The organism is Labrys wisconsinensis (assembly GCF_030814995.1).
In the GTDB taxonomy this organism is placed as follows: Bacteria; Pseudomonadota; Alphaproteobacteria; order Rhizobiales; family Labraceae; genus Labrys; species Labrys wisconsinensis.
Window position 1 is genome coordinate 600737 of record NZ_JAUSVX010000002.1, and the last position, 12999, is coordinate 613735.

Below are 12999 nucleotides of genomic sequence, written 5' to 3' on the forward strand. Positions count from 1 at the left end.
GGCCGGGTCCTGGCGCCGAGGCGGCGGACGGAGCCTCTCCTCAGTCGTGGAACGTCGGGCCGGGGAAGACGTCGAGGGACACGATCTTCTCGACCATGAAGAGATGCACGATGCCGAAGATGATGGCGGCCAGCACCGTGGTGATCAGCGCCTTCTTCAGGAGCATCGGCTTTTCCGGGGCGGCGCCCTCGCTGCCGGGCACGACCTCGCCGGCCTCGTACTGGCTCCGGATCCCGATCGGCAGGACGGCGAACAGGATGGTCCACCAGATGACGAAATAGAGCGCCAGTCCCAGGACGATGTTCATCGACGTTTTCCAGAAGCCCCGCGTTGCATAGACCCGAGCGGGGCCGGCGTCACCTCCCCGAGCGCGGCCTCGGCGCTGCGCTTCTTCGGCGCCGGCTTTGCGGCCGCGGCGCGCCGCGCCGCCTCCAGCCCCAGACGCGCCCAGCCCGCGGCAGCCTCGGGATCGTCCAGCGCCGCCTCCGGCAGGCTCCAGTAGGGCATGGTGACCGGCTTGCCGCCGGTCTTGTGGACATAGACCCAGGGCCGCGCGCCGGCGGCCTCGAACGCCGGCGCCGTGACCTCGTCGACCTTGATGCGGATCTCGTCGCGGATGACGCAGGCGAAGATCAGCCCGTCGGCGTAGAGGCCGAGGCCGCCGAACAGCCTGCGCATCGAGAACGGCCCGAAGCCTGCGAAGAGGTCGCGCAGATGGTCCTGATCCACGTGCGACGGGCTCAGGCCGGGAGCGCGTCCGCGGCGGCCGGCGTGATCGCCACCGATTCGCCGCAGCCGCAGGCGGAGGTCTGATTCGGGTTGTTGAACACGAACTGCGCCGCCAGCTTGTCGGTCTTGTAGTCCATCTGCGTGCCGAGCAGGAACAGCACCGCCTTGGGATCGATCAGCACCTTGACGCCCTTGTCCTCGACCACCTCGTCATGGGCATTGACGGTCTCGGCATATTCCATCGTGTAGGACATGCCGGCGCAGCCGCCGTTCTTGACGCCGACACGCACGCCCTCGAAGGGCCGGTCGGCATTGGCCATGATCGCCTTGATCTTGTCGGCGGCGGCATCGGTCAGGGAGACGACCTTGAAGGCCGGGCGGGTCTTGCTCACGTTCTCATCACTCCATGGGCGCCGGGTTCAAGGCCCGGGCACAAGCGATTGCACCCGCATGATATAGGCAGTGCCGGCGCCTGTGAACAGGCGGCGGCAACTCAGTAGGTCCGCCAGATGCCGGGGGTCGCCAGCTCCAGCAGGTGCCCGTCGGGGTCGCGGAAATAGACGCTGTCGCCGCCCTTCGGCCAATGGGTCCTGCCCTCGATCGGCACGCCCGTCTCGGCGAGGCGCGCCTCCCATTGCGGCAGGGCCTCGGCGGTGACCGCGAAGGCGATGTGGATCGGCCCCGCGCCATCGTGCGGCGGGATGACGCCGCCGGGCAGATGCACCGTCTCCAGGGTGGAGCCGCGATGGAACAGCAGCAGGACGCTTTTGCCGCCAATGTCATAGGCGCAGAGCCGTTCGTCCTGGAACAGGGCGGTAAAACCAAGGACGCCCTGGTAAAACCGCGTCGCCCGGCCGAGATCGTCGACATAGAGCGCCGTCTCCAGCACGCGGTCGACCGCCGGCATGGCGTCACCACATGTCGAGGGCGACGCGGGCCTCGTCGGACATGCGCGACTGGTCCCACGGCGGATCGAACACCATGGTGACCTGCACCTCGGCGACGCCCTGGACCGTGGCGACGGCGTTCTCCACCCAGCCCGGCATCTCGCCGGCGACCGGGCAGCCCGGCGCGGTCAGCGTCATGTCGATGGCGACGCGGCGGTCGTCGCTGATCTCGATGCGGTAGATCAGGCCGAGCTCGTAGATGTCGGCCGGGATCTCCGGGTCGTAGACGGTCTTGAGCGCCGCGACGATGTCGTCGGTCATGCGGTCGATCTCTTCGGGCGGCAGCGCGCCCGCCGTCGTCATCGCCGGCGCGTTCGGCCTCGCCTCGCTCATCGTGCCGTCAGCCATCCCATCCTCCGTCAGGCGAAGAACGCCTGGGCTCTGACCAAGGCCTCGGCCAGCGCGTCGACCTCCTCGACCGTGTTGTAGAGCCCGAACGAGGCCCGGCAGGTCGAGGTCACTCCATATCGCGCCAACAGCGGCTGGGCGCAATGGGTGCCGGCGCGAACCGCCACCCCCTGCCGGTCGATGACCGTCGCCACGTCGTGGGCATGGGCGTTCTTCATCTCGAAGGAGACGATGGCGCCCTTGCCCGGCGCCTCGCCGAAGATGCGGATCGAGTTGATGCGCGACAGCCGCTCATGGGCATAGTCGCGCAGCCGCTCCTCGTGGCTGCGGATGGCGCCGCGCCCGAGCGCCATCATGTAGTCCACGGCCGCGCCGAGGCCGATCGCCTCGACGATCGGCGGCGTGCCGGCCTCGAAGCGGTGCGGCGGCGCGGCATAGGTGATGGTGTCGAGCGTCACCTCGCCGATCATCTCGCCGCCGCCGTTGAACGGCGGCATCTCGTCCAGCCAGCGCTTCTTGCCATAGAGCACGCCGATGCCGGTCGGCCCGTACACCTTGTGGCCGGTGAAGGCGTAGAAATCGACGTCGAGATCCTGAACGTCGACGTCGAGATGCACCGCGCCCTGGCTGCCGTCGGCCAGCACCGGGATGCCGCGCTCATGGGCGAGGCGGACGATCTCCTTCAGCGGCGTCACCGTGCCGAGCACGTTCGACATGTGGGTGATCGCCACCATCTTGGTGCGGGGTCCGAGCAGGCGCTCGAACGCCTCCAGGTCGAAGGAGCCGTCGTCGCGTACCGGCGCCCATTTGATCACCGCGCCGCGGCGCTCGCGGTGGAAATGCCAGGGCACGATGTTGGAATGGTGCTCCATGATCGAGAGCACGATCTCGTCGCCCTCGCCGATATCGAGCAGGCGCCCCATCGAGGCGGCGACGAGGTTGATCGCCTCGGTGGCCGAGCGCGCGAACACGATCTGGTCGGCGGCCGGGGCGTTGAGGAACCTGCGCACGCTCTCGCGCCCGGCCTCGTAGGCCTCCGTCGCCGCATTGGCGAGATAGTGCAGGCCGCGATGGACGTTGGCGTATTCGTGCTCGTAGGCGTGCACCATCCTCTCGATCACGGCGCGCGGCTTCTGGGCCGAGGCGCCGTTGTCGAGATAGACCAGCGGCTTGCCGTAGACCTCGAGCGCCAGGGCCGGAAACTCGGCCCGCACGCGGGCGAGGTCGTAGGGAGCCACCTTCGAGATGTCGGAGACCGTGCCGTCCATCGTCTCATCCTTCCCGTCGCAGCCGGCCGCGCGGCCGGCGCGCCTCGATCACACCCGGGCGGCGAGCCAGCGCTCGGCGATGGCCATCACGCCACCCCGCACCGCCTCGCTGCCGATCGCCTCGACCGCCTCGCCGACGAAGGCCTGCAGCAGGATCGCCTCGGCCTCGGCCTGCGGGATGCCGCGCGCCTTGCAGTAGAACAGGAGGTCCTCGTCCAGGGCGCCGCAGGTGGCGCCGTGGCCGCAGACCACGTCGTCGGCGAAGATCTCCAGCTCCGGCTTGTTGTCGACCTCGGCGCCGTCGGAGAGCAGGATGGCCTGGCTCATCATCTTGCCGTCGGTCTTCTGGGCGCCCGGCCGCACCACGATCTTGCCCTGGAACACCGAGCGGCTGTCGCCGTCGAGCACCGCCTTGAACAATTCGCGGCTGGTGCCGTTGAGGGCGGCATGGTCGACCACCAGCGTGGTGTCGGCATGGCGCTTGCCCGCCAGCAGCGTGGCGCCGCCGAGGGAGGCGGTGGCGTGGTCGCCGGCATAGGCGACGAAGAGCTGGCTCCGGGCCACCGCCGCGCCGGCACCGAGGGCGAAGCTGACGAGCTCCGCCCGAGCCCCGAGCGAGGCGGTCAGCGTGGCGAGGTGCAGGGTCTGCAGGCTCTCGGTCTGGATGGCGATGCGCTCCAGCCGGGCGCGGTCGCCGAGGGAGACCTCGATGACGATGTTGGTCTGATTGGCGGCGCCCTCGGCCCCCTCATAGGTGTCGACCAGGGTGAGCGAGGCACCCTCGCCCAGCACGATCAGCGAGCGGGCATAGACCGCCCGGCCCTCCGGGCTGGTCTGGACGTGCTGGAGCAGCACCGGCAGCTCGACGCTGACGCCGGCGTCGACGGCCAGCACGAAGCCGTCCGTCATGAAGGCGGCGTTGAGCGCCACCGCCGCATTGTCCACCGCCTGGGCGCCGAGGCGGCCGGCGACCAGCGCGTCGCCCGAGGCCAGCGCCTCGGCGAGCGGCAGGAAGCGCACGCCCGCGGGCAGCAGCCCGACATCCGAGAGCGACGGCGCGAAGCTGCCGTCGACCAGGGTCAGGCGCAGATGCGCGTGCTGGCGCAGGGCCTCGGACGTCAGGCGCGCCCTGTCGAGGGCGATCGCATCGGGCGGGGCGGCGAGCGGCCGGGCCTCGCGCATCAGCGTGCGCAGGTCGGTGTATTTCCACTCCTCGACGCGGCGATGCGGCAGGCCGGCGCGGGAGAAGGCGCCGAAGGCCTCCTCGCGCAGGCTGCGCACGGCGGCGGTGCCCGGCAGGGCGTCGAGCGCCGCGCCGAAGGCTTCGGCCAGCGCCGCCTCGGCCGGGGTCTTGATGACGGTGATCTCGGCCATCAGCGCCTCACGCCGCTTCCGCGTAGTCGCGATAGCCGTTGGCCTCGAGCTCGAGCGCCAGCTCCTTGCCGCCGGACTTCACGATCCGCCCCTTGGACAGCACGTGCACCTTGTCGGGCACGATATGGTTCAGGAGGCGCTGGTAATGGGTGATGATGACGAAGGAGCGGTCCTTGGCGCGCAACGCGTTGACGCCGTCCGCCACGATCCGGAGCGCGTCGATATCGAGGCCGGAATCGGTCTCGTCGAGGATGCCGAGCGAGGGCTCGAGCAGCGCCATCTGCAGGATCTCCATGCGCTTCTTCTCGCCGCCGGAGAAGCCGACATTGAAGGCGCGCTTCAGCATATCCTTATTGATATCAAGACTTTCTGCTGCCTTGTTGACTTTCCTGATGAACTCGGAGGGCGACAATTCGCTTTCGCCGCGCGACTTGCGCTGGGCGTTGAGCGCCGCCTTCAGGAAGGTCATGGTGGCGACTCCGGGAATCTCCAGCGGGTACTGGAAGGCCAGGAACACGCCCTTGGCGGCGCGCTCGTCCGGCGCCATCTCCAGGATGTTCTCACCGTTGAGCCGGATCTCGCCTTCGGTGACGGTGTAGTCGTCCTTGCCGGCGAGGATGTAGCTCAGCGTCGACTTGCCCGAGCCGTTCGGCCCCATGATCGCCGCAACCTCGCCGGTTGCGACCGTGAGGTCGAGGCCGTTCAGGATTGTCTTGCCGTCGATTTCGGCGTGCAGGTTCTTGATCTCGAGCATAGTTCAGTCCGTTTCCAGGCGGGGATCCCGCGCCCGCCCGGCGGCGGACGGCGAGGAGCCCTTCGATTTGAGTGTCGGTTCGCGCGCCGACGCCCGGCCGCCGCAATGCGGCGCCAGGACGGGCGGCCTCATCCCACGCTTCCCTCCAGGCTGATCGAGATCAGCTTCTGGGCTTCGACCGCGAATTCCATCGGCAGATGCTGCAGCACGTCCTTGACGAAGCCGTTGACGATGAGGGCCACCGCCTCCTCGTCCGACAGGCCGCGCTGCTGGCAATAGAACATCTGGTCGTCGGAGATCTTGGAGGTGGTCGCCTCGTGCTCGAACACGGCCGAGGCGTTCTTGCTCTCGATATAGGGCACGGTGTGCGCGCCGCAGTGCTCGCCGATCAGCAGGCTGTCGCAATTGGTGAAGTTGCGCGCGCCCGTGGCCTTGCGGTGGGCCGAGACCAGGCCGCGATAGGTGTTGTTCGAGCGCCCGGCCGAGATGCCCTTGGAGATGATCCGGCTCTTGGTGTTCTTGCCGAGATGGATCATCTTGGTGCCGCTGTCGACCTGCTGGCGGCCGCTGGAGACGGCGATCGAATAGAATTCGCCCTGGCTCTCCTCGCCGCGCAGGATGCAGGAGGGATATTTCCAGGTGATGGCAGACCCGGTCTCCACCTGCGTCCAGGAGATCTTGGAGCGCGCCCCGCGGCAGTCGCCGCGCTTGGTGACGAAATTGTAGATGCCGCCGCGCCCCTCGGCGTCGCCGGGATACCAGTTCTGCACCGTCGAATACTTGATCTCGGCATCCTCGAGGGCGATCAGCTCGACCACGGCGGCGTGGAGCTGGTTCTCGTCGCGCCGCGGCGCGGTGCAGCCTTCGAGGTAGCTGACATAGGCGCCCTTGTCGGCGATGATCAGCGTGCGCTCGAACTGGCCGGTCTTCTCCTCGTTGATGCGGAAATAGGTGGAGAGCTCCATCGGGCAGCGCACGCCCGGCGGCACATAGACGAAGGAGCCGTCGGAGAACACGGCGGCATTGAGCGTGGCGAAGAAATTGTCGGTCGAGGGCACGACGGTGCCGAGATATTGCTTCACCAGCTCGGGATGCTCGCGCAGGGCGTCCGAGATCGAGCAGAAGATGACGCCGGCCTTCTTCAGCTCCTCCTTGAAGGTGGTGGCGACCGAGACGCTGTCGAACACCGCGTCGACGGCGATGCGGTTGCGCGGCTCGACGCCCTCCAGGATCTCGACCTCGCGCAGCGGGATGCCGAGCTTCTCGTAGGTCTTCAGGATTTCCGGATCGATCTCGTCGAGCGACTTCGGCGCCGGGTTCGACTTCGGCGCGGCGTAGTAGTGGATGTCCTGATAGTCGATCCGCGGGTATTCGACGCGCGCCCAGGTCGGCTCGGTCATGGTCTTCCAGCGGCGATAGGCGTCCAGGCGCCATTCGGTCATCCAGGCCGGCTCGTCCTTCCTGGACGAGATGTAGCGCACGATGTCCTCGTTCAGGCCCTTGGGCGCGAGCTCCATCTCGACGTCGGTGACGAAGCCGTACTTGTACTGATCGACGTCGATGGCCCGGACCTGATCGACCGTTTCCTGGACTGCCGGCATTCTCGTCTCCTGTGCGGCTCGCGCCGCAAAATTCTCGGGAAAGGGCAGCTTTCAGGCCGCCCTCATCCTGCGTTTCTCATATATGGTGCGATGCACGCGATGAAAGACCGCGAGGAAGCGTTCGACGTCTTCCGCGGCGGTGCTTCTGCCGAGCGAGACCCGGATCGCCCCGCTCGCCAGGTCCGGCACGACGGCCATGGCCTTGAGGACATGGCTGGCGCGGACCTTGCCCGACGAGCAGGCCGAGCCTGATGACACGGCGACCCCCTGCAAGTCGAGGGCCATCAGCGTCGTCTCGGCGGGAATGCCGGGGACGGCGAAGCAGATGGTGTTGGGCAGGCGCTCGGCCCCCTGCCCGAAGACGACGACATCGGGCGCTATCCTTCCCAGCCCGGCCTCCAGGCGGCCCTGCAGGGCGCGCTGGCGCACGGCTTCGGCGGCGAGGTCGCGCGCCGCCGCTTCGGCGGCCGCGCCGAAGCCGGCGATCGCCGGCAGGTTCTCGGTGCCGGCGCGCGCGCCCCGCTCCTGGCCCCCGCCCGCAATCAGCGGCTCGGCGAGATGCAGGGCCTCGGAGGCCAGCACCAGGGCACCGCTGCCGAAGGGGCCGCCGAGCTTGTGGCCCGAGAGCGTCAGGAGATCGGCCCGAAGCGTCGCCATCGAGATCGCGATCTTGCCGGCGGCCTGGGCCGCGTCGGCGTGCAGCACGCCGCCGGCGGCCTGCACCGCCTCGGCGAGCGCGGCGACGGGCTGGAGCACGCCGGTCTCGTTGTTGGCCAGCATCAGCGACACCAGCGGCCGCTCATTCGCCTGGCGCAGGTCAGCCATGCGGGCCGACCAGGCCGGCAGATCCGCCCGGCCCGCCCCGTCGACCGGCAGCATTTCCACCCGGTCGGGCGCGAAGCGCCCGCCCGCCAGCACGCTGGCATGCTCGACGGCCGAGACCAGGCAGTGCTCGAGCGGCCGGTCGGCGGGGCCGCGGCGCCAGTGCGGCGTCAGCGCCGTGGCGTTGGCCTCGGTCGCGCCGGAGACGAACACCACGGCCTTGGCCGCCGCGCCGACCAGCGATGCGACCTTTTCACGCGCCTCCTCGACGATGCGCCGGGCCGCGCGCCCCTCGGCATGGACCGAGGAGGCCGAGCCGGTCACGTCGAGCGCGGCCAGCATCGCCGCGCGCGCTTCCGGCCGGAGCGGCGTCGTGGCATTGTGGTCGAGATAGAGGCGCGATCCGGTCAAGCTGCTCGTCCGTTGGCGGAATGAGCGAGCCTGCACGCGGAAATGCTTGCAAAGCCACCCATTCCTCGTGCTAGAAAGCGCGGCCGGCGAGATACGGACGCCGCGCATCGCATCAGCGTCGGCACCGTTCAGCCCAGTGGGAGCCGCACGCTCTTTAGAATAATTCTAAATTGATAGCCTCTCCCTCTCCGGTCGTCAAGGCCGGATTCGAATGTGCGGGGGGTTGCAAAGGTCGACGAAAGGCGCCGATTCATGCCCGAGGTTACGTTCACCGGTCCGGCCGGCCGCATTGAGGGGCGCTTCCAGCCCTCCAAGCAGCGCGGCGCGCCGATCGCCATCGTGCTGCATCCCCATCCGCAGTTCGGCGGCACGATGAACAACAAGATCGTCTACGACCTGTTCTATGCCTTCGCCCAGCGCGGCTTCTCGGCCCTGCGCTTCAATTTCCGCGGCGTCGGCCGCAGCCAGGGCTCGTTCGACCATGGCGCCGGCGAGCTCTCCGACGCGGCCGCGGCGCTCGACTGGGCCCAGACCGTGACGCCGGAGGCCAAGGCCTGCTGGATCGCCGGCGTGTCGTTCGGCGCCTGGATCGGCATGCAGCTCCTGATGCGCCGCCCGGAGGTGGAGGGCTTCATCTCGGTGGCTCCGCCGGCCAACCGCTTCGACTTCTCCTTCCTGGCGCCCTGCCCCTCCTCCGGCCTGATCGTCCACGGCGACAGCGACCGCGTCGCGCCGCTGAAGGACGTGGAGACGCTGGTCTCCAAGCTGAAGACCCAGCGCGGCATCGTCATCGAGCAGAACGTCATCGAAGGCGCCAACCATTTCTTCGACAACAAGACCGAGGAATTGATCACCGCCTGCTCCACCTATCTCGACAAGCGCCTCGGCCTGACCGACGCGGCTTGACGGCAACGGCCTTCGGTCGCAAAGCCTGCCTCGACGGCAGGCTTTTTCTTTGGGGGGACGGCATGCACATCCGTGACGAGGAGCCGCAGGACGCGCCGGCCATCCGGGCGGTCGTCGCCGCGGCGTTCGAGGGGCATCCCCACGGCGCCGGCACCGAGCACCTCATCGTCGACGCCCTGCGCGCCCGCGGCGCCATGACCCTGTCGCTGGTGGCGGAGGAGGTCGGCGCCATCCTCGGCCATGTCGCCTTCTCTCCGGTGACGATCGGCGCCGTGCGGCAGGGCTGGTACGGGCTCGGCCCCCTCGCCGTCCGGCCGGGCCGGCAGCGCGGCGGCATCGGCCAGGCCCTGGTCCGGGCCGGCCTGGAGCGCCTCGCCGCCCTCGGGGCGAAGGGCTGCGTGCTGGTCGGCGATCCCGCCTATTACCGGCGCTTCGGCTTCCGCTCCGATCCCGGCCTCGCCTATGCCGACGTGCCCCGGGTCTACGTCCTCGCCCGGCCGTTCGCCGGCGAGACGCCGCGGGGCTCGATCGACTACGATCCCGCCTTCGCCGTCACCGCCTGAACCGCCCTCCCAGCAAAACGCCATGCCCCTTGCCATCCGCCCCGCCCGACCGGAGGACGCGCAGACCGTCCTGACGCTGATCCGCGGCCTCGCCGACTACGAGAAGCTGCTGCACGAGGTCGAGGCGACGGAGGCCGACATCGCCGCCTCGCTGTTCGGGCCGAACCCGCGCGTCTTCTGCGACATCGCCGAGTGGGACGGCGCGGCGGCGGGCTTCGCGCTGTGGTTCTACAACTACTCCACCTTCCTCGGCCGGCACGGCCTCTACCTGGAAGACCTGTTCGTCCGGCCCGAGTTCCGGGCCCACGGCATCGGCAAGGCGCTGCTCGCCCATCTCGCCCGGCGCTGCCTGGCCGAAGGTCTCGGACGGCTCGAATGGGCCGTGCTCGACTGGAACGAGCCGGCGATCGGCTTCTACAAGCGCCAGGGCGCGGTGATGCGCGACGAGTGGACGGGATGCCGCCTCAGCGGCGAGGCCCTGACGCGCCTGGCGCAGGGCTGACCCGCATCGGCCTGCGCCGCGCTATTCCTCGAACAGCGGGGCCGGGTCGGGCGTGTAGCGGGCGAGCTTGTCCCGGTCGATGGCGACGCCGAGGCCCGGCCCCTGCGGAATCGGCAGGAATCCGTCGGCGTCGAGCGCGAAGGGCTGGGCCAGGATGCCGTCGACATAGGGGCTTCCGCCGATGAACTCGACGAGGTCGACATTGGGGAGGGCATTGGCGAGCTGCAGGTCCGCCGCGACGCCGAGCGCCGTGTTCCAGCCATGGCCGACATATTTGACGCCGAAGTCCTGCGCCATCCAGGCGATGCGGCGCTGCTCGCTGAGGCCGCCGACCTTGGTCGCGTCGGGCTGGACGATGTCGAAGGCGCCGCGGCTCAGGAACGGGATGAAGCTCTGGCGCCGGGTGAGCACCTCGCCGCCGGCGATCGGCACGGGGCTGACGCGCCGGAGATGGCAGAAATCGTCGATCGCGTCGGGAACGAGCGCCTCCTCGAACCAGCCGACATCGTAGTCGCTCAGCATCTCGGCGGTGCGCATCGCCCATTTGAGCCCCTGGGGCCAATGCGCATCGCTGGCGCCGGCATCGACGAACAGCTTGGCATCCTCGCCGATGCCCTCGCGGGCGGCGCGCACGATGGCCTCGTCGAGCTTGCTGTCGTCGCGGCGCCCGAAGGGCCCCCAGCCGATCTTGAAGGCGCGGAATCCCTGGGCGCGATAGCGCGCCACGACCTCGCGCATCAGGCCGGGCTCTTCCATCAGCAGCGAGCAATAGGGCTTGACCCGCTCGCGGTAGGTCCCGCCGAGAAGCCGGGCGACGGGCTGGCCGGTGACCTTGCCGAGAATGTCCCACAAGGCGATGTCGATGCCGCTGATCGCATGGGTGAGCGTGCCGCCGCGGCCCATCCAGAAGGTGTTCTGATGCAGCTTCTCCGTGAGGCGCTCGGGCTCCAGCGCGGTCTCGCCGCGCCAGAGCGGTTCGAGCACGTCGATGGCGGCCTTGGCCAGCCGGCCGTCGGTGAACACCGAGCCATAGCCGGTGATGCCGGCATCGGTGTGCACGGCGATGATGGCGTGGATCGAATCCTCCGGCCTGATCTCCGCCGACCAGCCGCCCTTGGGGCTTTCGCCGAGGAGCGGCGCGGCGTGGATGGAGCGGATGGTGACTTGCGACGACATGGTCTTTCCCTGACGACTTCAGAAGGTTGCCGACACGCCGCCGTCGACGAGCAGGATCTGCCCGGTGACATAGCGCGCATCGTCGGAGCACAGGAAGAAGGCCGGCCCGGCGATATCCCCGGGGTGGCCGGCACGGCCGAGCGGGATGCGGCCATATCTGAGGTAGATGTCCTTGAACCAGTCGGTCTCGTGCTCATGGCCGGACCCGTCGGGCAGCAGGGCCATGCGCGTGTCGATGAAGCCGGGGGCCAGCGCATTGACGACGATGCCCTCGCCCGCGACGTCGCAGGCGAGCGCCCGCGTGAAATTGACGAGCGCGCCCTTGGCGGTGGAGTAAGGGATGGAATCGCGCGAGCCTCGCAGCCCCATGATCGAGGCGATGTTGAGGATGCGGCGCCCCTCGCCGCCCGCCCTGATCAGCGGCAGCATGGCGAGGGTGACGCGCACCGCGCCGTCCTGGTTGATGTCGAGAACCCGGCGATAATGCGCCATCGTCATCGTGGCGATGCCGGTCATGTCGAGGATCGCGGCATTGTTGACCAGGATCTCGCAGTGCCCGTGCCGATCGGCGACGTCAGCGGCGAGCGAGGCCACGGAGGCGTCGCTGCCGATGTCGACGGCGGCGGCCATGGCGTTGCCGCCGATCTCGCTCGCCGTGCGCTCGGCCTGCCGGATGTCGATGTCGGCGATGACGAGGCGCGCGCCTTCCGCCGCCAGCCGTTCGGCGATGGCGCGGCCGATGCCCTGCGCGGCGCCGGTCACGACGGCCACGCGGTCCAGAAGTCTTTGTCCGCTCATTCCTGGTCCTGCTGCTCCGCTGGTTTCAGGCGCGCGCCGACGGCGATGGTGAGCCCGATCGAGATCAGCAGCACGATGGTGACGAGGGCGTTGATCTCGGGCGAGAAGCCGACACGGATCATCGCCCACAGGCGTAGAGGCAGGGTGGTGGCATCGCCGGCCAGGAACACCGAGATCAGCGTCTCGTCGAAGGAGAGCGTGAACGCGAGGATGGCGCCCGTTGCCACGGCGGAGCGCAGCTGCGGCCAGAGGACGTAGCGCAGCGTCTGCCAGCGCGATGCGCCGAGGTCGGCCGAGGCCTCGACGAGAGACCTGGCGAGGGATTGCAGCCGCGTCTGCACGAGGCGGAACATCACCGCCAGCACGAAGACGGTGTGGCCGATGATGATCGTGACGAAGCCGCGGTCGATGCCGGTTCCGGCGAAGAAGATCAGGAGGGAGAGGCCCGTCACGATCGGCGGCAGCAGGAAGGGCAGGTAGACGATGAGCTCGACCGCCCGGCGAAACAGCGCCCCCTCCCATTCGACATAGAGCGCCAGCACCACGGCCAGCGCCGCCGCAAGGCCGACCGCGCCGCCGCCGACCATCGCGGTGGTGCGCAACGCCTCGAGGATCGACTGGTTGTCGAGAAGCTTGCCGTACCATCCGAGCGAGGCCGTCGCCCAATGGATGCCGGCACGGTCGACGGTGACGATGGAAAACAGCGCGCCGATCAGCACCGGCGCGTAGAGGACGAGGAAGGCCGCCCCCGTCAGGATGCCCAGGCCGATATCGGTGAAGCGTTCCGCCCGCGCCTGCAT

Annotated in this window: 16 protein-coding genes; 3 read left to right on the forward strand and 13 right to left on the reverse strand. The window is 69.0% G+C overall.

The features are described from left to right. Positions 1 to 40 precede the first annotated feature (40 nt). The 10 genes from QO011_RS09235 to QO011_RS09280 all read right to left on the reverse strand — a co-directional run bounded on the left by QO011_RS09235 (position 41) and on the right by QO011_RS09280 (position 8254). Complete coding sequence (locus QO011_RS09235; protein ID WP_307270606.1) at positions 41 to 307, reverse strand: DUF1467 family protein; 267 nt, start codon at positions 305 to 307, stop codon at positions 41 to 43. After that, positions 304 to 729 (reverse strand): TfoX/Sxy family protein, encoded by a 426-nt coding sequence (locus QO011_RS09240; RefSeq protein ID WP_307270609.1) that lies wholly within the window; start codon positions 727 to 729, stop codon positions 304 to 306. The genes QO011_RS09235 and QO011_RS09240 overlap by 4 nt, the downstream gene beginning before the upstream one ends. An 11-nt stretch (positions 730 to 740) precedes the next feature. Next, positions 741 to 1121, reverse strand: a complete 381-nt coding sequence (gene sufA, locus QO011_RS09245) for a Fe-S cluster assembly scaffold SufA (protein WP_307270613.1) — start codon at positions 1119 to 1121, stop codon at positions 741 to 743. Positions 1122 to 1222: 101 nt separating this feature from the next. After that, positions 1223 to 1636, reverse strand: a complete 414-nt coding sequence (locus QO011_RS09250; protein ID WP_307270614.1) for a VOC family protein — start codon at positions 1634 to 1636, stop codon at positions 1223 to 1225. 4 nt (positions 1637 to 1640) lie between these two features. Then, positions 1641 to 2024, reverse strand: a complete 384-nt coding sequence (locus tag QO011_RS09255; protein WP_370881930.1) for an SUF system Fe-S cluster assembly protein — start codon at positions 2022 to 2024, stop codon at positions 1641 to 1643. Between the two features lie 11 nt (positions 2025 to 2035). Beyond that, positions 2036 to 3292, reverse strand: a complete 1257-nt coding sequence (locus tag QO011_RS09260) for a cysteine desulfurase (protein ID WP_307270615.1) — start codon at positions 3290 to 3292, stop codon at positions 2036 to 2038. A 48-nt stretch (positions 3293 to 3340) separates the two neighbouring features. Further along, entirely contained in the window at positions 3341 to 4666 is a 1326-nt protein-coding gene (sufD, locus tag QO011_RS09265; RefSeq protein WP_307270616.1) for a Fe-S cluster assembly protein SufD, read from the reverse strand. Between the two features lie 7 nt (positions 4667 to 4673). Beyond that, a complete protein-coding gene (gene sufC, locus QO011_RS09270; RefSeq protein WP_307270617.1) occupies positions 4674 to 5420 on the reverse strand; it encodes a Fe-S cluster assembly ATPase SufC in 747 nt (248 codons plus the stop codon). 128 nt (positions 5421 to 5548) lie between these two features. Continuing rightward, positions 5549 to 7021 (reverse strand): Fe-S cluster assembly protein SufB, encoded by a 1473-nt coding sequence (gene sufB / locus QO011_RS09275; RefSeq protein ID WP_307270618.1) that lies wholly within the window; start codon positions 7019 to 7021, stop codon positions 5549 to 5551. A gap of 51 nt (positions 7022 to 7072) precedes the next feature. Next, positions 7073 to 8254: a cysteine desulfurase family protein gene (locus tag QO011_RS09280; RefSeq protein WP_307270619.1), complete on the reverse strand. Its 1182-nt coding sequence runs from the start codon at positions 8252 to 8254 to the stop codon at positions 7073 to 7075. A 252-nt stretch (positions 8255 to 8506) separates the two neighbouring features. Between QO011_RS09280 and QO011_RS09285 the strand changes: the two genes are divergently transcribed. The 3 genes from QO011_RS09285 to QO011_RS09295 all read left to right on the forward strand — a co-directional run bounded on the left by QO011_RS09285 (position 8507) and on the right by QO011_RS09295 (position 10225). Beyond that, positions 8507 to 9160 carry an alpha/beta hydrolase gene (locus QO011_RS09285; RefSeq protein ID WP_307270620.1) on the forward strand — a complete coding sequence of 218 codons (654 nt, stop codon included), beginning with the start codon at positions 8507 to 8509 and terminating at the stop codon, positions 9158 to 9160. Positions 9161 to 9222: 62 nt separating this feature from the next. Next, entirely contained in the window at positions 9223 to 9723 is a 501-nt protein-coding gene (locus tag QO011_RS09290; protein ID WP_307270621.1) for a GNAT family N-acetyltransferase, read from the forward strand. A 22-nt stretch (positions 9724 to 9745) separates the two neighbouring features. Continuing rightward, the gene (locus QO011_RS09295) at positions 9746 to 10225 is read left to right on the forward strand and encodes a GNAT family N-acetyltransferase (protein ID WP_307270622.1); all 480 of its coding nucleotides are present in this window, start codon (positions 9746 to 9748) and stop codon (positions 10223 to 10225) included. 21 nt (positions 10226 to 10246) lie between these two features. Here QO011_RS09295 and QO011_RS09300 read toward each other — a convergent pair whose 3' ends face one another. The 3 genes from QO011_RS09300 to QO011_RS09310 are packed head-to-tail and all read right to left on the reverse strand — an operon-like array spanning position 10247 to position 12999. Further along, entirely contained in the window at positions 10247 to 11401 is a 1155-nt protein-coding gene (locus QO011_RS09300; protein ID WP_307270623.1) for a mandelate racemase/muconate lactonizing enzyme family protein, read from the reverse strand. An 18-nt stretch (positions 11402 to 11419) separates the two neighbouring features. Beyond that, positions 11420 to 12199, reverse strand: a complete 780-nt coding sequence (locus QO011_RS09305; protein WP_307270626.1) for an SDR family NAD(P)-dependent oxidoreductase — start codon at positions 12197 to 12199, stop codon at positions 11420 to 11422. Continuing rightward, complete coding sequence (locus tag QO011_RS09310; RefSeq protein WP_307270633.1) at positions 12196 to 12999, reverse strand: ABC transporter permease; 804 nt, start codon at positions 12997 to 12999, stop codon at positions 12196 to 12198. Before QO011_RS09310 ends, QO011_RS09305 begins: the two co-directional genes overlap by 4 nt.